At 68.4% G+C, this 20,644-nt stretch carries 18 protein-coding genes, 1 CRISPR repeat array and 1 riboswitch; of the genes, 15 read left to right on the top strand and 3 right to left on the bottom strand.

Annotated elements, in window-relative coordinates:
• The first annotated feature begins 41 nt into the window (after positions 1-41).
• The gene (locus D9T14_RS09290) at positions 42-629 is read left to right on the top strand and encodes a TetR/AcrR family transcriptional regulator (RefSeq protein WP_119162056.1); all 588 of its coding nucleotides are present in this window, start codon (positions 42-44) and stop codon (positions 627-629) included.
• A 339-nt stretch (positions 630-968) separates the two neighbouring features.
• Here D9T14_RS09290 and ppgK read toward each other — a convergent pair whose 3' ends face one another.
• Positions 969-1,712 (bottom strand): polyphosphate--glucose phosphotransferase, encoded by a 744-nt coding sequence (gene ppgK / locus D9T14_RS09285; RefSeq protein ID WP_119162057.1) that lies wholly within the window; start codon positions 1,710-1,712, stop codon positions 969-971.
• Positions 1,713-2,161: 449 nt separating this feature from the next.
• Between ppgK and D9T14_RS09280 the strand changes: the two genes are divergently transcribed.
• The 8 genes from D9T14_RS09280 to D9T14_RS09245 all read left to right on the top strand — a co-directional run bounded on the left by D9T14_RS09280 (position 2,162) and on the right by D9T14_RS09245 (position 9,987).
• The gene (locus tag D9T14_RS09280) at positions 2,162-2,932 is read left to right on the top strand and encodes a DeoR/GlpR family DNA-binding transcription regulator (protein WP_170175780.1); all 771 of its coding nucleotides are present in this window, start codon (positions 2,162-2,164) and stop codon (positions 2,930-2,932) included.
• The gene (locus D9T14_RS09275; protein WP_119162059.1) at positions 2,929-3,396 is read left to right on the top strand and encodes a PTS sugar transporter subunit IIA; all 468 of its coding nucleotides are present in this window, start codon (positions 2,929-2,931) and stop codon (positions 3,394-3,396) included. Before D9T14_RS09280 ends, D9T14_RS09275 begins: the two co-directional genes overlap by 4 nt.
• A 161-nt stretch (positions 3,397-3,557) precedes the next feature.
• Entirely contained in the window at positions 3,558-3,836 is a 279-nt protein-coding gene (gene gatB / locus D9T14_RS09270; protein ID WP_119162060.1) for a PTS galactitol transporter subunit IIB, read from the top strand.
• Positions 3,837-4,022: 186 nt separating this feature from the next.
• Complete coding sequence (locus D9T14_RS09265; RefSeq protein WP_119162061.1) at positions 4,023-5,399, top strand: PTS galactitol transporter subunit IIC; 1,377 nt, start codon at positions 4,023-4,025, stop codon at positions 5,397-5,399.
• A complete protein-coding gene (locus tag D9T14_RS09260) occupies positions 5,399-6,436 on the top strand; it encodes a galactitol-1-phosphate 5-dehydrogenase (protein ID WP_197720604.1) in 1,038 nt (345 codons plus the stop codon). The genes D9T14_RS09265 and D9T14_RS09260 overlap by 1 nt, the downstream gene beginning before the upstream one ends.
• A gap of 1 nt (position 6,437) precedes the next feature.
• On the top strand, positions 6,438-7,379 hold the full coding sequence (locus D9T14_RS09255; RefSeq protein WP_119162062.1) for a 1-phosphofructokinase family hexose kinase: 942 nt from the start codon (positions 6,438-6,440) through the stop codon (positions 7,377-7,379).
• Complete coding sequence (locus tag D9T14_RS09250) at positions 7,369-8,202, top strand: class II fructose-bisphosphate aldolase (protein WP_119162063.1); 834 nt, start codon at positions 7,369-7,371, stop codon at positions 8,200-8,202. Before D9T14_RS09255 ends, D9T14_RS09250 begins: the two co-directional genes overlap by 11 nt.
• Before the next feature lie 381 nt (positions 8,203-8,583).
• Positions 8,584-9,987 (top strand): hypothetical protein, encoded by a 1,404-nt coding sequence (locus D9T14_RS09245; RefSeq protein WP_126464302.1) that lies wholly within the window; start codon positions 8,584-8,586, stop codon positions 9,985-9,987.
• A gap of 306 nt (positions 9,988-10,293) precedes the next feature.
• On the opposite strand, the gene D9T14_RS09240 is transcribed toward D9T14_RS09245, so the two are convergent.
• Positions 10,294-10,887 carry a hypothetical protein gene (locus D9T14_RS09240; protein ID WP_121588291.1) on the bottom strand — a complete coding sequence of 198 codons (594 nt, stop codon included), beginning with the start codon at positions 10,885-10,887 and terminating at the stop codon, positions 10,294-10,296.
• A gap of 316 nt (positions 10,888-11,203) precedes the next feature.
• On the opposite strand from D9T14_RS09240, the gene D9T14_RS09235 reads away from it, so the two are divergent.
• The 5 genes from D9T14_RS09235 (at position 11,204) to D9T14_RS09215 (ending at position 16,547) form a co-directional block, all read left to right on the top strand.
• Positions 11,204-12,100, top strand: coding sequence for a sulfite exporter TauE/SafE family protein (locus tag D9T14_RS09235; protein ID WP_119162066.1), 897 nt, complete (start codon positions 11,204-11,206; stop codon positions 12,098-12,100).
• Positions 12,101-12,266: 166 nt separating this feature from the next.
• Positions 12,267-12,477: riboswitch (cobalamin riboswitch) on the top strand.
• A 301-nt stretch (positions 12,478-12,778) separates the two neighbouring features.
• Positions 12,779-13,897 carry a FecCD family ABC transporter permease gene (locus D9T14_RS09230; protein ID WP_119162067.1) on the top strand — a complete coding sequence of 373 codons (1,119 nt, stop codon included), beginning with the start codon at positions 12,779-12,781 and terminating at the stop codon, positions 13,895-13,897.
• 48 nt (positions 13,898-13,945) lie between these two features.
• Positions 13,946-14,947 carry an ABC transporter substrate-binding protein gene (locus tag D9T14_RS09225; RefSeq protein WP_119162068.1) on the top strand — a complete coding sequence of 334 codons (1,002 nt, stop codon included), beginning with the start codon at positions 13,946-13,948 and terminating at the stop codon, positions 14,945-14,947.
• On the top strand, positions 14,944-15,765 hold the full coding sequence (locus D9T14_RS09220; RefSeq protein ID WP_119162069.1) for an ABC transporter ATP-binding protein: 822 nt from the start codon (positions 14,944-14,946) through the stop codon (positions 15,763-15,765). Before D9T14_RS09225 ends, D9T14_RS09220 begins: the two co-directional genes overlap by 4 nt.
• Positions 15,762-16,547 (top strand): class I SAM-dependent methyltransferase, encoded by a 786-nt coding sequence (locus tag D9T14_RS09215; RefSeq protein WP_119162070.1) that lies wholly within the window; start codon positions 15,762-15,764, stop codon positions 16,545-16,547. The genes D9T14_RS09220 and D9T14_RS09215 overlap by 4 nt, the downstream gene beginning before the upstream one ends.
• A 170-nt stretch (positions 16,548-16,717) precedes the next feature.
• On the opposite strand, the gene bsh is transcribed toward D9T14_RS09215, so the two are convergent.
• The gene (gene bsh, locus D9T14_RS09210; RefSeq protein WP_119162071.1) at positions 16,718-17,713 is read right to left on the bottom strand and encodes a choloylglycine hydrolase; all 996 of its coding nucleotides are present in this window, start codon (positions 17,711-17,713) and stop codon (positions 16,718-16,720) included.
• A gap of 280 nt (positions 17,714-17,993) precedes the next feature.
• Here bsh and galE point away from each other — a divergent pair, with 280 nt between their 5' ends.
• Positions 17,994-18,962: a UDP-glucose 4-epimerase GalE gene (gene galE, locus D9T14_RS09205; protein ID WP_119162072.1), complete on the top strand. Its 969-nt coding sequence runs from the start codon at positions 17,994-17,996 to the stop codon at positions 18,960-18,962.
• 380 nt (positions 18,963-19,342) lie between these two features.
• A CRISPR array of direct repeats spans positions 19,343-20,467; the repeat unit is 36 nt; unit sequence GCCTCAATGGAGCCCCACCTATTCAGGTGGGGAAAC.
• Positions 20,468-20,644: the final 177 nt, after the last annotated feature.

Genomic DNA, 20,644 nt, shown 5'->3' with positions numbered 1-20,644 from the left:
CTGTGCTAGTAAGGTTAGCACAGTCGTACTAGTATCGCCACGTGCCTCGAAGAATCGACAGGGATGCTAGGAAGGTTCAACTCGCTGAGGCCGTGTGGCGAGTGATCCTCGATCGGGGTATCACGGCCGTATCCGTGCGGGCGGTCGCTGAACAAGCTGGAGTCGCGGTGGGCTCGCTGCGGCATGTGTTCCCGACGCGCGCTGATCTGATGGCCTTTTCGGCTGACCTGATGATTCACCATGCAACGGAGCGAGTGACCGCCGTACTGCAGGGTGACGATGTTGAAGAGTGTGCGATGGCTGTCATTGAACAGGTGCTTCCCCTGTCGAATGATGGTCGCGCAGAGTTCGAGGTGAACATGGCCCTCATGGCTGAAGCAGCTGCACAGCCAGAACTCGCGAAGACAAGGGATGAGGCGCACAGATTGCTGTCGGAGCTGTTCCTCAGGGTGGCTGAGATGGTGACCGGAATGAGCCGGGAGAACAATGAGGTGCGTCAGGCAGCCCGCCGTTTGCATGCACTTGTCGACGGACTGTCATTTCACTTGCTGCACCACTCGCCGGAGGACGACCCGGGATGGGCTCTTGACATTATGAGGGCTGAGGTGGCGAATCTTCACCGGAGCTGATCCTCGATCAGATGGCCCTGCGGTTGTTGTGAGAAGACGCACAAAAACCGCATGGTGAGTGCGTAGCGCAGGGTTTGGTCCGGCGTGTGTTTTATCGGCGTGGTGTCCCGGTTGACGGTTGTCCTGCGGTTGTTGTGGGAAGACACGCAAGAACCGCAGGGTGATGCGAACCGCAGGGCGAGTGGGGGCGAGCGCCCTGCCTGTTGGGACAGCCTGCGGTTGTTGTGAGAAGACGCACAAAAACCGCAGGGTTTTCGGGGATCGCAGGGTGAGTGCGTAGCGCAAGGTCGGGGCGTTGAGGGGACGAGGCGGTTGGTGCTCCGGTGCTGAGGGGCCGGTTCAGCCCTGTGTTGCGGCCAGCGCTGCGCCGATGATGCCGGCCTCGTTGCGCAACTGGGCCGGCACGATGGGGGTGCGCAGGTTGAGCAGGGGCAGGAAGCGGTCGTGCTTCTTGCTGACGCCGCCGCCGACGATGAACAGATCAGGGCACAGCAGGCGTTCCAGTGCCGCGTAGTAGCGCTGCAGCGACTTGGCCCATTTCTTGTAGCTGAGGCCCTCGCGTTCGCGGTAGCCGGACGAGGCGCGGGTCTCGGCGTCGTGTCCGTCGACCTCCATGTGCCCGAGTTCGCTGTTGGGGATGAGCACCCCGTTGTAGAACAGGGCGGTGCCGATACCGGTGCCGAGCGTCGTCATGATGACCAGGCCGCCCTTGTCGCGCCCGGCGCCGAAGCGCATCTCGGCGATGCCGGCCGCGTCGGCGTCGTTGAGCAGCTTGACCGGACGATGCAACTGCTCGGCGAGGAAGTCCTGCGCGGCGAACTCGACCCAGCCCTGGTCGAGATTGGCCATCGAGGGTGTGACGCCGTGGATGACCGGCGCCGGGATGGTGACGCCGACCGGCCCCTCGGTCTGGTCGCCGAAGTGGTCCACGATCTCGCCGATGACCTGCGCGCAGGCTTGCGGCGTGGACGGCTGGGGCGTGGGGATGCGCAGACGAGGCAGCGCGAACTCGCCCTTGTCAAGGTCGGCCGGAGCGCCCTTGATGCCCGAGCCGCCGATGTCGATTCCGAGGGTGTAGGCCATGGGCTCATGCTACGTGTCTTGCTCCTTGTCGGGCGAGTCGGCGCCTCTCGCCCCCGAGGCGGTCTCGCGTCCGGGTCGACCGATGGCGGTGGGGCCGGCCTTGTGGAGTGCGTCCTGCGCTCACCGCTCTATGGGTCAACCGGATGTGGTGGGCCGACTGCTACGGGACTGCATGCCTGTGAGACCGCCTCCACCAGCTGGGTGGGCACTGTGCGGCGAACACCTTTCTCATCGATTGTGAGTGAGCGTCATCGCCGGGTGGGTCCGGTGGGAACGCCGAATCGAACTCGGGGTGGTGATGGTTCTCGTGCGGGGGTGCCGCCTCGCCGGTACCTTGGTGCTGGTTCCTTGGGAAATTAATTGGGAAATACTTGGGAGATTGGTTGCGAATGGTTGGGAAACATAGTTATGATGAGAGTGCATCGGGCAGCGGAGCACGAGGAGGGGCAATGCCGACCACGCAGCGTCGTCAGGCGATCCTGGCCCAGGTGCGCGCTCAGCAGTCCGTGAAGGTCGGCGAACTGAGCACGGAGCTCGGCGTCTCCGCCGAGACGATCCGCAAGGACATCCTCGCCCTCGACGAGCGGGGTCTGCTCGAACGCGTTCACGGCGGGGCGGTCGCCACGGCGAACCGCGAATCCGCGTACGAGAGTCGCAAGACGATCAACGCGCAGGCCAAGCGCGACATCGCCAGGGAGGCCGTTCGGCTGGCGGCCGATGCTCACTCGATCTATCTCGACTACGGCACCACGGCCTTCCAGATCGCTCAGCTCATCGCCGTCTCCGACCCGGACGTCATGGTCATCAGCGCCTCGCTGCCGATCATCACGGCGCTCTTGCCGTGCGAGCGCGTTCAGCTCGTCGTCCCCGGCGGGCAGGTGCGCCGCAACGAGAACTCGCTCGGTGGCCCGCTGACGGACAAGGCGATGCAGGGGCTGTTCTTCGACATCGGCTTCTTCGGCTGTGCCGGTATCGCCGCCCGCAGCGGCGTCACCAACTTCGACGCCGTGGAGAACGCCGTCTCCCAGCTGGCGGCGAGCCACTGCCAGCGGGTCGTCCTCGTGGCCGATCACTCCAAGTTCGACCGCACGGCGGCTCTCGGCGCGGCCTCCATCGACGACCTCGACGACCTCGTCACTGACCGCGAACCCGAGGGCGAGCTCGCCTCGCTCCTCGAGTCCTCGCACTGCACCATCCACGTGACCCAAGGACGAACATGAGCATTCTCATCGACCCGAGATACGTCTTCACCGGGCTCGACGCCGAGACCCGTCAGGACGTCTTCGACCAGCTCGGCGGGGCGCTCCTCGCCGATGGTCGAGTCAAGGACGACTACATCACCGCACTGACCGAGCGCGAGGACGGCTATCCCACCGGCCTGCCGGTGTCCGGGGGAGTGGCCATCCCGCACACCGACGCCTCACACGTGAACCAGGACACGATCGTCATCGCGACCCTGGCCAGGCCCGTCACATTCCACGAGATGGGTGGCGACGCCGACCACGAGGTCGAGGTCTCCACCGTCTTCATGCTGGCCCTGGCCAGCGCAGGCGAGCACCTGAAGGTGCTCCAGAAGATCGTCACGAGCATCCAGAGACCCGAGTTCCTCGAGACGATCCGGTCGACGACCGACCCGCAGGTCATCGTCGACACCGCGTCCGAGGCCTTCGGTCTCGACGTCTGATCCCAACCAAACCGCAACCCTGTTCCCAGGCCGGCGACTCCCGACGCCGGCACCGCACGCCGAACGTCCATCGCCGCCGTTCGTGCGCCCATTTTCCGGTTGACCGGCCACCGGGTCGGCCGACTTCCCAACCGAATCCCAACAGTTCAAGGAGAACCACCATGAAGAAGATCCTCGTCGCCTGCGGCGGTGCCGTCGCCACGTCCACCGTCGCCGCCGAGCACGTGCGCGATCTGTGCAAGGAGAACGGCATCGACGCCGACGTCCAGCAGTGCCGCATCTCGGAGCTGGGCAGCCGCGCAGCCGACGCCGACCTGATCGTCACGACCGCCAAGGTCTCCCGCGACTACGGCACGCCCGTCGTCCACGGCATCGCCTTCATCTCCGGCATCGGCGCCGACAAGACCGACGCCGCGATCCTGGAGATCCTCAAGGGCTGAGCCGAGGGGCTGAGACCCCCGCCCGCCGCGTCCCCGCAGGGACGCCATCACACGGGCCGGATGCTGCATCGGCCCGCACTCCGGCAGGAGATCCCCGCCCCGGCGGCCACCGGGCCCATTTCCCTGGCAATCGTGCGCCCTGCGGGGCCCATTTACCCAAGGACAAGGACTTCCACCATGATTCCAATGAATGCATTCCTCGACGCGATCCAGTACGTCGTCGACCTGGGCGCCAACGTCATGCTGCCCATCATCATCTTCATCCTCGGCCTCATCCTGCGCCGGGGCGTCGGCAAGTCGCTGCAGGCCGGCCTGACGATCGGCGCCGGCTTCGTCGGTATCGGCCTGGTCATCAACCTGCTGAACGACGAACTCGGCCCGGCTGCCGGTGCCATGGCCGAGAACTTCGGCGGCAGCCTTGAGGTCGTCGACCTCGGCTGGCCCGGCACCTCCCCGATGGCCTGGGCCTCGAACATGGGCATCATCTCGATCCCCATTGCCATCGCCGTGAACATCGTCATGCTGCTCACCCGGACCACCCGCGTGCTCAACGTGGACATCTGGAACATCTGGCACATGGCCTTCACCGGCATCATCGTCCAGTTGGCCACCGGTAACTTCTGGCTCGGCGTGCTGGGCGTCATCGTCCACGCGGTCCTGTCCTACAAGTTCGGCGACATGTACGGCGCCGTGACCGACGACTACTTCGGTCTGGAGGGCGTTGCCATCCCGCACGGCACCTCGGCCGTCATGGGCGTCTTCGCCGCCCCGATCGACGACCTCATCGAGAAGATCCCCGGCCTGCGCAAGGTCAACATCAACACCGAGACCCTCGAGGAGAAGGTCGGCTTCTTCGGCCAGCCCATCGTCATCGGCACACTTCTCGGACTTGTCGTCGGTCTGCTCGCCGGCTACCCGATCGGCGACTCGCTGCAGCTCGCCGTCGAGATGGGCGCCGTCATGCTGCTCATGCCGATGGTCGTCAAGCTCATCATGCAGGGCCTCATGCCCATCGCCGACGCGGCCCGCGACATGCTGCAGAAGCGCTTCAAGAACGCCGACTACAAGATCGGTCTCGACCCGGCCCTGCTACTCGGCCAGCCGCAGGTCATCTCGGCCAGCCTCATCTTCGTGCCGCTGTCCATCGTCATCGCCATCGCGATGCCCGGCAACCGCGTCCTGCCGTTCGGTGACCTGGCCACCATCGGCTTCTTCGTCGCCATCGCGGTGGGCATCCACAAGGGCAACATCTTCCGCACCCTGTTCAGCGGCACCCTCATCATGTCGGTGACGATCTGGATCGCCAACCAGATGGTGCCGCTCACCACCGAGCTAGCCCAGGTCACCGACAAACTCGGCGACGCCTCTCAGGTCGCCTCCCTCGACCAGGGTGGCAATCCCATCACCTATCTGCTCGCCCGCGGCCTGACCGGTCAGGTCGGCATCGGTTTCGTCGTCATCGCCGCCCTGTACGTCTTCTGCTGGGTTTACACCTTCGTGAAGTACCGCCGCGGCACCCTTTACCGCGCCGACGAGCCCGAGCTGGAAGCCGAGGCCGTCTGATGGGTGAGACGAAGACCATGCAGGCGCTGTCCGTGACCGGGGTGCGCCAGCTCGACCTGGTCACCCTGCCCGTCCCCGAACCCGGGCCTGGCGAGGTGCTGGTGCGCGTCGCCTGGTGCGGCATCTGCGGCTCCGACATACCCCGCTACTTCGAGGGGGGCGTGCACGCCTTCCCCCAGGTGCTCGGCCACGAGTTCTCCGGCGAGATCGCCGCGCTCGGCCCCGGCGTGGACGACCACGCGGTGGGAGAGCGCGTCGCCGTGGCACCGCTCGTGCCCTGCGGGCACTGCGCGTACTGCCAGAGGGGCCGTCCGGCCCTGTGCACCGACTACAGCTTCATCGGCTCACGCCGCCAGGGCGCGATCGCCGAGTACGTCGTGGTCCCGGCCCGCAACGCCCTGCCCGTGCCCGATACGATGTCCCTCAAGGCGGCGTCCCTCGTCGAACCGCTGACCGTCGCCGTCCACGGGGTCGAGCGCACCCGGGTGCGCACCGGCGCTCTGACGATGGTCCTCGGCGCCGGAGTCATCGGGCTCATGACAGTCATGGTGCTGCTCGCCAAGGGCGCCCGCGTCCTGGTGTGCGACATCGACCCGGCCAAGATCGAGATCGCCGCTCGGCTCGGGACGAGGGCCGGCACCGACGCCAAGGAACTCGTCGCCGACGAGGCCCCCGAGATCGTCATCGAGACGGCCGGCTCATCCGTCACCCAGGCGATGGCCCTCGACCTCGTCGCCAAGGACGGCCAGGTGTCCTACGTAGGCACCGGGCACGGCGACTTGGTGCTGGGAACGGGCACCTTCGAACGGATCCTGCGCGGCGAACTCGCCGTGACGGGCTCGTGGATGAGCTACTCGGCGCCCTTCCCCGGCTACGAGTGGCCGGCCGCGATCGGCCTCATCGCCTCCGGCGCGGTGGACGGCGAGGCCATGGTCACCGGCGAGTACACGCTCTCGGACGGCGCCCGGGCCTTCGAGGACATCAAGGACCCGAGCGGGCTGCGGCTCAAGCTGCTCTACCGGTTGAGCGGGCACTGAGATGATCACCGTCATCACGCCGAACCCGGCACTCGATGTGACCTACGAAGTGGACGAGTTCCTCCTGCACCGCACCACCCGGGTGCGCGCCGTGCACGAACGCCCCGGCGGCAAGGGCGTCAACGTCGCCCGCGTCGCCGCCGCACTCGGCCACCACGCGGAGGTCAGTGGTTTTCTCGGCGGCCGTGACGGACAGGCCGTCGCAGGCCTGCTCACCCGCATCGACCCGGGCATCGCCCAGCGCTGGGTGCCCATCGACGGTGCCACTCGCCGCACCGTCGCCGTCGTGGACTCCCAGGACACCTCGATGCTCAACGAGCCGGGCCCCGCGGTCACCACCGGCGATTGGGTGCGGCAGGCTGCGATGCTCGCGGACGGCAGCGGGCCGGTCGTCGTGTCCGGCTCGATGCCGCCCGGCTCGCGGTCCGAGGACCTGTCCGGGGTCGTCGCAGCCGCCCGGGACGCTGGCCGCCCGATCATCGTCGACACCTCCGGCCAGCTGCTTCACGCTGCAGCGAGAGCCGGCGCCGACCTGCTCAAACCCAACCGCGACGAACTGGCCGCCGCCACTGGTCTGGACGACCCGGTGGCCGGCGCCCGGGTACTGCTCGACGAGGGCGCCTCGGCCGTCGTCGTCTCACTCGGTGCCGATGGGATGCTGCTGCTCCTGGCCGGCTACTCCATCCGCTGGACGGCGGCTCCGGCCCGCGTCCTGTCCGGCAACCCGACAGGTGCCGGTGACGCGGCGGTCGCCGCTTTTGCTGTGGCACTGGACGGGGCCGCGGGTGCCGATCGGGCCGAGGCGCTGGTGCTGGCCCTGCCGAACGCGGTCGCCCTGTCGGGTGCCGCCGTCCTGAGCCCCGTCGCGGGCGAGGTCGATCTGAACGCCTACCGCGAGATGCTCTCGCGCATCACAGTTACGGAGAACGAACATGCTCACTGACCTGGCGAGCATTGCCCGCGCCTGCCAGAGCGAGCGCACGGGCCTCGGAGCCTTCAATGTCATCCACCTCGAGAACGCCATGATGTTCATCGACGCGGCCACCCGCGCCGGACGGCCCGTCGTCCTGCAGATCAGCGAGAACGCCGTGAAGTACCACGGTTCACTGGCCCCCATCGGCACCGGGACGCTCGTTGCTGCCCGCGCCGCCAGGGTGCCGGTGGCCGTCCACCTCGACCACGCCGAGAGCGTCGACCTGGTGCGCGAGGCGGTCGAACTGGGCTTCACCTCGGTCATGTACGACGGCTCGAAACTGCCCGACGACGTCAATCGCGCCACGACCGCCGAGGTCGTCGACTTCTGCCATGCCACCGGCGTGACGGTTGAGGCCGAACTCGGCGAGGTGGGCGGCAAGAACGGCGTCCATGACCCCACGGCCCGCACGGCCCCGGGTGACGCCGCGGCCTTCGTGGCCGACACCGGCGTCGACCTGCTGGCCGTTGCTGTCGGCTCCTCGCACGCGATGGTCACCCGCACGGCGGCACTCGACACCGGGCTCATCCGGGAGATCGCCGACGCCACCCCGGTGCCGCTGGTGCTGCACGGCTCCTCCGGTGTGAGCGACGAGGGCATGAGCGCCGCCATCAGGGCCGGCATGGTCAAGATCAACGTCTCGACGCACCTGAACAAGGTCTTCACCGGATCGGTGCGCCAGACCCTGGCAGAGAATCCCGACATGGTCGACTCGCGCAAGTGGTTCGCATCGGCCGGTAAGAAGGTCAGCGCCGAGGCGGAGAGGCTCCTGAGACTCTACGCGCAGCAGTGACCGCACCACAGACTGCGTTGCCATGAGTTGATCGCTGAACGCGTCCGCCCCCGATCTCCGCGGGGGCGAACCCGCACCTGCTGCCGCAGCGACACGCTCACGGCGTTGTGAACCCGCAGATGCGGGGTGCCATGCCCTGCGGGGCAGCGCCTGGTCCTCCCCCGACGGCGAGGAGGGCCGTGCGCTGCGCTGTGACGCGACGTCACAGCCGGGCTCCACTACCCTTCTGCGGGAGAACCCACCCCGTTCACCCCACCAGCGCGGCGGGATGCCCTCTCCGCCCGGCCTCGCATGATCATTGCGGCAGTGCCGGGCGTGGGCGTGCCTCATCACGGCCGGACGGCTGATTGGATGGGCGCACACAACCTGGGAGAAGTAACGATGTCGCAGCAGCAGGGCGCGTCCGCCACCCCCGAACCGGACGCGTCGCCAGAAGCGGAGCAGTCCGATGCCACCGAGGAGGTCGTGCGCCCATCGGGGACGCCGAGGAGGGTCGGTGGCGACACATCGGACGCACCAGTGCTGCCGGCCCGCCGCGGAACGGGCGGGCGTCCTCGGAAGGCCCTGCGCGTCTGGGCGGCCGTGCTCGTGGTGGTCCTCGTCCTCGTGATCGGGTTCGTCACCAATCTCCTCCTGGGCGGCCCGGGAACGGCCGAGTTCACCGCCCGGCGGGTCGTCTACTCGCCTCGCAGCTCGGACAACGACTGGCTCAACACCGATTACGCGGCAGGGTACACGTCGTGGCGCGCCGACGGGACGGTGCTGGGGCACTCGGCGGACTGGACGACGGTTCTCACCCAGCGCGGGTCCAGCGGCCAGGACGAGAGCGATCAGGACCTCGTCGGCCTCGACATCGCCACCGGCGCCGAACGCTGGCGGAGCGCCGGGCTGAGGTGCATGGGCCGTGACGCCGTCCTCGCCGGCACCGTCTACTGCGCCCGCACCGTCAAGGACGGCAAGGACGAGTCGGACCAGCTCGTCGGCGTCGACATCGCGACCGGCCAGCAGCGCGTCGTCCACGAGAGCGACGACGAACTCTCCTTCGTGCAGGCCCATGGTGAGCACGAGGGCGACCTGATCGTCACCGAGGCCGCCGGGCGCGTCACCGAGCGGGTCCTCGCCATCGGGGCCGATGGCGAGGTGACCTGGGAACTCGACCTGCCCTGGTGGGGTCAGTGCCGTTTCCTGACCGATCATCTCGGTTGCATCTCCTACGCCGACTCGCAGATCGCCGTCATCGACCTGGCCACCGGCGAGTTCAGCCTGAGCCCCACCGAGTACGAGCACGCCGGCGACGAGCTGTCGGTCACGTGGCTGTGGAACGGTTTCACGACCAACGGCAATGGCAGCGGGCTTTCCAGACTCGTCTTCGATCTCGACGGCAATCGCAGGGGCGTCGTCGACGCGATCAACCTGCCCGGCTACGGTTCCGGCGGGCTGCTCTTCTCCCGTGACGACCTGCTCATGAGCAGCGCGCCCACGGCCAAGGCCGCAGTCGACGCCTCGGGCGATGTGGTGGCCGTCCGTTTCGGCAACAGCATCAGGATGCTGCCCTCGCGCGAACTCATCGACGCCGACTTCATCGACCTGGTCAGCGTCGATGGGTCGATGGCGCTGGCCCGCACCTACACCCACGGCGGCCGGGCCGGCTGGGAGGACGAGTGGGCGATCTACTCCAACGAGGGGGCGATGCTGCAGGAGATGCCGCGGTTCACGACGATCGTCGATGGCCTGCTCGTCGGGGAGTCCGGCGGCACGAGCACGGTTCATGCGCCCGGACGCTGACCATCAGCGCCCGGACGGACAATCGGTGGCCCGTCGGCCGTGAGCTCCCGGCGGCGCAGACCGGTCCGTCCCCGCACGGCCAGCGCCTTCGCCTGTTTTCACCACCAGGTCGCGGCGAGCGTGGGTCCGTCCCGCACGGCCGGCGCCTTCTCGCCTCGGTGGTCTTCGCCCCGGTGCCTGAGGCGGGCGATGCCGTCCGTGCCGTGGCGGCCGGTCCGATGTGCTGCGCGGTAAGCCCGTGGTGCCGCCGAGCGGCCGTGCCCGGCCGGCATCGGGTGCTGTCTCCCGGCGCGGGCCGGCGGCTGTTCAGAAGACGATCTCGGCCATGATGATCGCCGTCGAGCAGTCCGCCGACAGGGAGAACGCGGTGAGTTTGAAACTATCGGTGCCGGCCGGTGTCGCACCGGTGATGGGTGTGGCGTTTTTCAGCGGCAGCCGGGTGAAGGTGCAGCCCGAGGGGACGTACTGCTGGAGCTCGGGTGCGAGGGCCGGCAGCGTGCTCAGCTCGTGGGGATCGACGCGTTCGGCCAGCGCCTCGACCGAGTCCTGTTCGAGTGTGACCACCGCGTTCAGCCAGTACTGGGGGTCCGGGCCGGGGATGCTGCGGGGATCCTCTCTGCTGGCGGCCATCGAGTGCGCCTCCGAGACGTTCAGCTCGGGCAGGAAGGCGGTGACCCGTGCGGGGTCGTCGCTCACCTCGACCTGCTCGTAGGTTTGCTCGGCGAAGGGAGAGAAGTCGTAGGCGGCGGTGCTGGCCTGGGTGCTCGGCCCGGTGGTCGAACGAGGGGGAGGAGACGATGGGGAGGCCGTGCACGCGGCCACGCACAGCACGGACATCAGCGATGCCAGTGCCGCTGCCAGACCCGCGCGGCGCCTCATCGGGGTCTTCGTCGTGGACATGGACGAACCCTAGCAACGCCGTCCGGTTCCGTCGGACGGGCATGGACGGCGTTGCCCGGCGAGGGTCGCGGACGCTAACCTCGTGCCATGCTTCGTCTCGTCGTCCGGCGCCACATCGACCTGGTGCGTGTCGCCGCGATGGCCTGTCGCGCCCCTCGCCTCTGACCGCAGCCGTCGTCCCCGCACGGCTGCCCGGCCCGGGCGGGCGCCGGCGGAAGTACGGCCACATCGCGGCCCTTCCGCTTGTTCAGTAGCAGTGATTCCGCCCGTGGCTCCTCCACGCACTCCGCCAGGAACTCGGGCAAGGAATCCTCAGATGAAGCAACTCGTTCTTCTCGCCGTGGCCGGCCTCGTCGCGCAGCTGATCGACGGATCGCTGGGCATGGGCTACGGCGTCACATCCACTTCGGTACTGCTCGCGGGCGGCCTGTCACCGGCCGCGGCGAGCGCCTCGGTGCACATGGCCGAGGTCGGCACAACGGTGGCCTCCGGCCTCTCCCACTGGAGGCTGCGCAACGTCGACTGGTGGCTCGTGCTGCGGCTGGGAGTCCCCGGCGCCGCCGGCGCGTTCCTCGGCGCCACCGTGCTGTCCGGCCTGTCGACCGAGGCGGCGAGACCCGTGATGGCCCTGCTCCTGGTGGGGCTCGGACTGTTCATCCTGGGCCGTTCCCTCCGCCGTCGTGACGCTGCCGTGAGCGAGTCGAGGATCTCCCCGCACGGCAGGCGCTTCCTCGTCCCGCTCGGGCTGGTCGGCGGGTTCGTGGACGCCACCGGTGGCGGGGGCTGGGGCCCGGTCTCGACGACGGCCCTGGTGAGCGCCGGGCGCACCTCGCCGCGCACGGTGATCGGTTCGGTGGACACCTCCGAGTTCATGGTCTCGCTGGCCGCCTCCGCGGGCTTCTTCGTCGGGCTCGGCCGTTCGGGGGTGCACCTGACCCATGTCCTCGTGCTGCTCGCCGGCGGCCTGATCGCCGCGCCGATCGCGGCCTGGCTCGTGAGCCGGATCCCCCCGAAGATCATGGGTGCTCTCGTGGGCGGGGCGATCGTCATGACGAACCTGGGACAGTTGTTCAGCGGCCTGGCCCTGCCGCAGGCTGCTCTTCTCCCGTCCGCCGTCGTGCTGCTCCTGGTGTGGGGCACCGCGGTTCTCGTCGTGGCGACCGGCCGCGGGGCCCCGCGCGGCGTCTCCCGGGTGGCCGCCGAACGGGTCTGAGCGGCCCGCCCGGACAGGCGGTGGGGTGGCCCGGGCAACCTGCGTTCTCGGCCAAGAACCCATGGGCCGATGTCGCGTCGGCGGCGAGCCCGGCGTCGTCCACCGGTGTCGGCACGTCAGCATGAGCTTCTCACTCGTCAGGGAACTGGGTGGCCGACCGGGCCGTGTGTACAGTGATCCCACTGGTTCGGTTCGCCTTCGGTGAATCGTCGTAAGAGGGAATCCGGTGTGAGTCCGGAGCTGTCCCGCAGCGGTCAGTGGGAACGATGCCGCATCGAGTGCACTGGGCACAGGTGTCCGGGAAGCAGCGGCGGAGGAACCCGGCGTGGTCCGGGGTGCCCATGAGCCCGAAGACCTGCCAGTGCGACGGCGGCCGCCGTCGCAGCTGAATGCCCTGGGAGCGGCCTCACCCTCGCGTCGTTTCCGGGCCTGCACGCCGAGGAGCGAGTCATGGGCACCGCCACTGCCCGAACACGAGCCGCTGCGTCACCGTGGACGACATGCGCGCTCGCCGTGTGGCTGCCGCCAGAACGTCGGCTGCCGGTCACCGTTGACCATTGCGCTGGACGGATCGGCGAAGACCCTCCAATTTGTGCAAATGATTCTTATTTAGCATAGTTGGGTCTCGCGCCCCGCGACCCAGGCACCGTCCTCGCGCGGCCGACACGGAAGAAGACCATGAGCACACTCCAGCGCCGACGCACCAACCGCGCCCCGGCCGGGCGGGCTGGTGCGGTACCAGCGGGTCCCCCACGGCCGGCGGCGGCCGACGCCCGCTCGCGCCGGGGGCCGGCGCTGCGCAGGATCGGCCTCATCGCCATCCTTCTCGCGGTCTCACCCGCCCTCACCATCGCCATGGGCCCGGCCGCAGTGCCGCTGCACGACGTCTTCGGCGTCATCGCCAGCCACGTGCCCGGCCTGCCGGTGGACATCACCTGGGACCGCACGACCGACGCCATCGTCTGGCAGACCCGGCTGCCGCGCATCATCGGCGCCATGGCCGTCGGGGCGATCCTCGGCGTGGCGGGTGTCGTCATGCAGGCGATCGTCCGCAACCCGCTCGCCGAGCCCTATGTGCTCGGTGTCAGCTCGGGCGCCTCGACCGGCGCCGCGCTCGCCATGATCGTGCTCGGCATCTCCTCCGGCACCGGGGTCGGGCTGCTGGCCTTCGCCGGCGCCGCCCTGGCCACCGCGGCCGTCCTCGCCGTGGCCGGCCGGACCCACAGCCCGCTGCACCTGGTGCTCGGCGGCCTGGCCGTCGGCTTCGGTTTCCAGGCCCTGACCAATCTCATCATCTTCTCGGCGGACTCCGCCGAGGCGGGCCAGTCGGTGGCCTTCTGGATGCTCGGTTCGATGGCCCGCATCGGCAACGGCGACCTGCCGCGCATGATCACCACCGCCGTCGTGCTCGTCGTGGCCATGGCCCTCCTCGGGCCCGTCCTCGACGCCCTGGCCAGCGGCGACCGCACCGCCCAGTCCGTGGGCATCGAACCGGGCCGGGCGCGCATCGGACTGCTCATCCCCGTGTCGGCGGCCGTCGCCATCGCGGTCGCCGGTGCGGGCGGCATCGGCTTCATCGGCCTCATCATCCCTCACCTGATGCGCTCGTTCATCGGGCACTCGCACCGCCTGCTCGTCGTCGGCACGGCACTGGCCGCCGCTCTGTTCTGCGTGTGGACCGACACGGTGGCCCGCATCGTCTTCTCGCCTGCGGAGCTGCCACTCGGCGTCATCACCGGGCTCGTCGGGGCGCCTTTCCTCATCGTCATCATCCGCCGGAGCCGCGCCACATGGTGACCGCCCGGACACGCAGTGCCGTACGGCACGAACCACAAGGAAGGAATCATGAAGAAACTCGCACCCGCCGCCGCGGCACTGGCCGCGACGATGATGCTCACCGCCTGCGGCTCGTCCGCGGCCGACAAGGCGGCCTCCTCGGCCAGCGAGGCCGGCAGCGCCGCTGGTTTCCCGGCCGAGGTGACCAGCTGCACCGAGACCCTCCACTTCGACGCCGCGCCCGAACGCGTCGTCATCATCGGTGGGACGAGCGCCTCGATCCTCAAGGACCTCGGCCTCATGGATCATGTCGTCGCCCGCGCCGGTGACCCGGGCCTCCAGGACGCCGATCCTGATCTGCAGAGCCAGATCGAGGCCATCCCCGAGGTCGAGTCGAGCAGCAACGTCACCGGCGGCCGGGTCGTCTCCACAGAGGCCATCTTGTCGGTGCGCCCCGACCTCGTCATCGGCTATGACAGCGGGGTCGAGCGCGACGCGCTCCGCGACGCGGGCGTGCCGCTCTACGCCCCCGACGCCTTCTGTGACGAGATGACGCTGGAGCACGCCACCTGGGACAACGTCGAGAACGAGGTCACCAAGACCGCCACGATCTTCGGCGTCACCGACAAGGTGCCCGCCCTCATGGACGAGGTCCGAGGCCGGCTCGACGACATCGAGCAGACCGCGGCGTCCGGGCAGAGCGCCGCCGCGCTGTACCTCACGCCCGGATCGGACGTCTTCTACGCCTACGGAACCCCCTCGATGATCCAGCCGATCTTCGAGGCGAACGGGCTGAAGAACGCCTACGAGGACACCCAGGAGCGGGTCTTCGACGCCTCGATGGAGGATCTGCTCGACCGCAACCCGCAGTGGATCGTCCTCATGGGTGACGCCGGTACGACGACCGAGCAGCTCACCGAGACCCTGATGGGCCTCAACGGTGCCGCCGACCTGCAGGCCGTCAAGGACGGCCACGTGCTCGTGCTGTCCTTCCGGCTGACCGACCCGCCGAACACGCTGTCGGTGCAGGGCGCCGTGCGCCTGTCGCAGCTCATCGGCGAGGCCCAGTGATCCAGGCCGAGCACATCACCATCGACCGGGGCGGCCGGACGATCTGCCACGGGGTGGACCTGACCGCCGGCCCCGGTCGGGTGGTGGGTGTCGTCGGACCGAACGGTTCGGGCAAGACCACGTTCCTGCTGTCGCTCAACAGGGCGCTGCGGCTCGCCGGCGGGCGCGTCCTCATCGACGGGGACGACGTCGCCGACCTGAGGCGCCGCGAGATCGCCCGCCGCGTAGCTGTCGTGGCGCAGGAGAACGAGACGGTGCTCCCGCTGACGGTGCGCGACAGCGTCGCGCTGGGGCGACTGGCGACCAGCACGATGTTCGACTACGGCAATGACGCGGACGCCGCACTGGTGGACGAGGCGCTGGCCAGGGTCGAGCTCACCGAGCTGGCCGACCGGCTCGTCACCCGTGTCTCCGGCGGCGAGCGCCAGCGGGCGATGGTGGCCCGGGCGATCGCCCAGCAGGCCAGTCACCTGCTGCTCGACGAGCCGACGAACCACCTGGACCTGCGCCACCAGTTCGCCCTGCTGGAACTGGTGCGCGCACTCGACTGCACGACGGTGATCGTGCTGCACGACCTCAACATGGCGGCGCGCTTCTGCGACGAGGTGATGCTGCTGGCCGAGGGACGCGTCGTGGCCTCCGGCGCACCGGCCGACGTCCTGACCCCCGAACGAATCGCCCCCATCTACCGGATGCACGTGGACCGGGTCGAGCACCTGGGCAGGCCCTACCTGCTCTTCGACTCCGAGACCCACGCGGCGGCCGGTGGGGCCCACACGGAAGCCGGAGAGGCGTCCGGCGAGGAAGGAGACAGATGACCCCGGACGAACTGCTCGAGGCCTGGCACCGGCAGCAGACCGCCTTCATCGAGTTCCGCGAGCTGCGCACCCGCATGATGACCGACGCGCTCCAACGGCTGCGCGAGCAGCGAGGGCGCCCGCTGCGGATGCTCGACCTGGCCTGCGGCCCGGCCAGCCTGGCGTCCGCGGCGCTGGCGGTGCTGCCCGACGGGGAGGCCGTTGCCGTGGACTGCGACCCGGTGCTGCTGCGCCTGGCGCGCGAGACGAACCGGTTCGGCGACCGGCTGCGGGTCGTCGAGGCCGACCTGACCGCCCCGGACCTGCCCGAACGGCTGCCGGCAGGGCCCTACGACGCGGCCTTCAGCGCGACCGCCCTGCACTGGCTCGACCCGGACGAGTTGGTGGCGCTCTACCAGCGCCTGCCGCGCCTGCTGGGCCCCGGCGCGCTGTTCATGAACGCCGACCACCTCTTCTACGACGCCCGGCACAACCCGTGGCTGTCGGCCCATGCGCCGGACGCCCGTGAGGCGTTCGAGCGGGAGGCCGTCGCCGGCGGCGTGATGGGCTGGGACCAGTGGTGGGCCGCCGCAACCGGCATGCCCGGCTGGGAGCAGGAGGCCGCCGAGCGCGAGAAGGTCTGGGCCGATGACCACCCCACGGTGAAGGTGAGCCTGGAGTTCCACCTGGCCGCCCTGCGGGCCGCCGGTTTCACCGAGACCGGGCAGCTCTACCAGCTGCTGGACGACCGGATCGTCTTCGCCCGCCTGCCGGACCCGGGTGAGGACGGAGGTCTCGGGTAATCTCCTCAACGGGGAGGGCCATGGCGTGGGCCGCACCGAAGCGACTCGCCGGCTCCCCGCCCCGGCGTCCAGGGGGTCGCCCCTGGGTCAGGTGCCGAGTCCGGCCCGCAGCCGATGGCAGGGTGCGAGGCATCGACGCTCCGTCGTGTGTTCTGGCGGTGTCACCCCCTTCAGAACACACGACGGATCGTCGCCGGAGCCGTCCCCGACAGCGGTTCGGGCTGCAGCAGGTGCCCGGGATCGGCATCGGCGTGGTCGGCGAGGCGGACCCGCCGCAGAGCCGGGTCGTCGTAGGTCGAGTAGTAGTAGGTGCCGGTGCGGGCCGAGAAGCAGCCGGTGTACAGGGTGCGCTCGTAGGCCCCGTTCGCCATGAGCGCCGCGCCATCGACCATCGACACGTTCCCCAGGGTGTGGAACAGGCGGGCCACGTTCTCGGTCTCGGTGTCCTTGGTGGGGTAGTGGGCGTTGAGGAAGGCTGCCTTGACGAAGCGGGACGGCGAGTAGTAGTCGCCCGGGATGCCCCGCATACCCGCGCCCGAGCCGAAGGGGACGAGCTCGGCGTCCCGCCAGTGGGCGGGCTGCGGCAGGTCGCCCGTCGCGGTGATGAAGCTGCGCAGGTTCTCCAGGTGCCAGTCGAAGGTGGGCTGGTTCGCCAGCGTGTCGACCGTGTCCTGGTGGACGTGCATGCCGTCCGCCATGTACTCCACGACGATGCTGCGCCGCCCGTCGCCGATGATCCAGTGCAGCAGGGACACGCCCAGCTCCTCGCTGACGGGCCTGCCCACGATGGCGGTGCCGGAGAGGGCGGCCTCGACCTCGTCCACGGTGGAGAACGTCGAGGCGACCCACAGCGGGAACTCGTAGGCGGCCACATTGGTCCTGCCGTCGGCGGGGCCGTCCTCGTAGTGGGCGTAACCCGGGAAGTTCAGCCCGGCGACGGCCAGGCCCGCGTCGTTGCCGCAGTCGAAGTACAGCGGATGGTCCTCGAAGACGATGCCCATGCCGATGACCGCGTGTGCTGCCGGGGCGTCGTCCAGGAACGCCCACCGGACCGGGAAGCCCTTCGGCGTGATGACGACACGTTCCCCGTAGGAGGTGCTCCAGTCGAGGTTGCGTCCGAAGTACATGTTCCCGGCACTGTCCGTGAACCTGATTCCTGTGCACATGGTGACTCCTCGTGGTGCGGACAGCACCGTCGCTGTCGTGTTGTTCAGGAACGTTAGTCCGCCGTGGCACTGCGGTCGTGGCGGCCGGGGCGGCAGGCGGCTGTTCCCGAGGTTATTCACAGGTTTGCCGGGGCTGCTTCACATGTCGCCGACGGGTCGGGGGCGACGGAGGCCAGTGAGAGCCGCAAGGGTGCGCCACTGCCGGGCGCCGGTCGAGCACTCGGTAGGCTCTCAGTGGGTGAGGCGCCGGCCCGTCCGACACGGCGTACTAGGAGGATTCATGAGCTGGTTGGTCACAGGCGGGGCAGGATACATCGGCTCGCACATCGTGCGGGCCTTCCAGCAGGCCGGTATCGAGCCCGTCGTCATCGACGACCTGTCAAGCGGTTTTGCCGACTTCGTGCCTCGCGATGTGCCCTTCGTGCAGGGCAGCATCCTCGACACCGCTCTCGTGCGCCGCGCGCTCACCGAGCACTCCTGCCAGGGCGTCGTCCACCTGGCCGGTTTCAAGTACGCAGGCGTGTCCGTCTCGCGCCCGCTGCACACCTACACGCAGAACGTCACCGGCACCGTCTCGCTGCTGCGGGCCATGCGCGAGGCCGGCGTCCACCGCTACGTGTTCAGCTCGTCCGCCTCGGTCTACGGCACGCCCGAGACCGACCCGGTCACCGAGGACACGCCGCTGCACCCCGAGTCGCCCTACGGCGAGACCAAACTCATCGGGGAATGGCTCAACAGGGACATGGCCGCCGTCGACGAGGCCTGGCAGTCGGTGAACCTGCGCTACTTCAACGTGGTCGGCTCCGGCACGGACGAGCTGTACGACGCCAGCCCCCACAACCTGTTCCCGATCGTCTTCGACATGCTGCTCGAGGGCAGGACGCCGCGTATCAACGGCGACGACTACCCGACGCCCGACGGCACCTGCGTGCGTGACTACATCCACGTCGCCGACCTGGCCCGCTCGCACGTGGCGGCCGCCGAGGCCATGATGGCCGGCCGGGCGCTGGAGCCCTCCTACAACCTGGGCTCGGGCAACGGCTCGTCCGTGCGCGAGATCATGGAGGCCATCGCCCGCGTCACCGGCATCGACTTCACCCCGGAGATCGCGCCCCGGCGCCCCGGCGACCCGGCCCGCATCGTCGCCCGCGGTGAACTCGCGGCCCGCGACATCGACTGGAAGATGCGCAACAGCCTGGACGACATGGTCGCCTCGGCCTGGTCGGCCCGCAAGGCCCACCAGGGCTGAGCAGAACCGGAAGAGGGGCCGCGGAACGATCGTTCCGCGGCCCCTCTTCATCCTTGGCCTTCGATGCCCTGACGCGAGTGCTCGCCCCGGGGTCAGGCGGCACGGTGCGGATGGTATGTGGTGACTCTGCGAGGTGGCGCTGCCGCCCGGAGGCTGGAAGACTCCGGCGTGATCGGCACGATGACCGTCTCCCAGGGGGGAGTGACACTGACCAGATCAGCCACGGCGCTGTCCGCAATGGGCGCAGCGTCACGGAGACCCAGGGGAAACCCTCCGGGCTCTCGATCTTCTTGGCCGTGAGTTGCACGCCTCAATAAGCCCCACCTATTCAGGTGGGGAAACGGTGACCCCGACCTGCACACGCACGTTGCGATCAGCAAGCCTCAATGGAGCCCCACCTATTCAGGTGGGGAAACCTGTACATCAGATCGGTATACAGCCGTGGTGACACAGCTGAAGCCTCAATGGAGCCCCACCTATTCAGGTGGGGAAACCCGCCACTGCGCGGTCTTAGCCGCCGCGGTCAACGCCTCAATGGAGCCCCACCTATTCAGGTGGGGAAACACGGCACGGACGCTCACATGTCACCGAGGAGCGCCTCGCCTCAATGGAACCCCACCTATTCAGGTGGGGAAACGGTAGAAGAGCGTCGCGTGCACGCCGTGTCGGCTGTGCCTCAATGGAGCCCCACCTATTCAGGTGGGGAAACGGTAGAAGAGCGTCGCGTGCACGCCGTGTCGGCTGTGCCTCAATGGAGCCCCACCTATTCAGGTGGGGAAACATCCGGGACCGTGCCGCACTCCTTCACCTTGTCCACGCCTCAATGGAGCCCCACCTATTCAGGTGGGGAAACCATGCATCATTTGCGTCCGGGGCAGTCACGTCACCGGGCCTCAATGGAGCCCCACCTATTCAGGTGGGGAAACCTCTTCACCGGCCCACTCGTACACGTCCTGGAAGATGGCCTCAATGGAGCCCCACCTATTCAGGTGGGGAAACGCGCCCAGCCCTCGCGGGACAGCAGGTCAGAGTGCTCGCCTCAATGGAGCCCCACCTATTCAGGTGGGGAAACCTGGGCGAGGCGCTTGCTGAGAGCATCAGCGCGTGGGCCTCAATGGAGCCCCACCTATTCAGGTGGGGAAACGTGGGTCGTCGACGACGTCAACAACCAGAAGAAAGAAGCCTCAATGGAGCCCCACCTATTCAGGTGGGGAAACGGCTCTACGAGCTGGTCAACAACACCATTGCGAGCAAGCCTCAATGGAGCCCCACCTATTCAGGTGGGGAAACGACTCTTTGAGGGATGATCTTGGTCTCAGCTACCAAGCCTCAATGGAGCCCCACCTATTCAGGTGGGGAAACAGGCCACCCACGAGGGGGTGTGGAGGTGATCGTCGCGCCTCAATGGAGCCCCACCTATTCAGGTGGGGAAACCATGCCCGCACCATAATCACCCCCACCCTCACCGGGCCTCAATGGAGCCCCACCTATTCAGGTGGGGAAACTGTCGTGCTATGGCCGTCATGAAACGAAATCGTATTTTTGATGGATTCGGGGTCTTGTTTCGGATATGATTGAGACATGCAGATCGAGGTCACCCCGGAAGAAACCGCTGTCCTGATCAGATGGAAGAAACGCACAGACACTTACGTACTTGTGCGGATGAAAGCCGAAGCCATCTT

Source organism: Propionibacterium australiense, assembly GCF_003666605.1.
GTDB classification, from domain to species: Bacteria; Actinomycetota; Actinomycetes; order Propionibacteriales; family Propionibacteriaceae; genus Propionibacterium; species Propionibacterium australiense.
The sequence above is the reverse complement of the archived record's forward strand: the minus strand, read 5'-3'. Positions and strand labels throughout refer to the sequence as shown.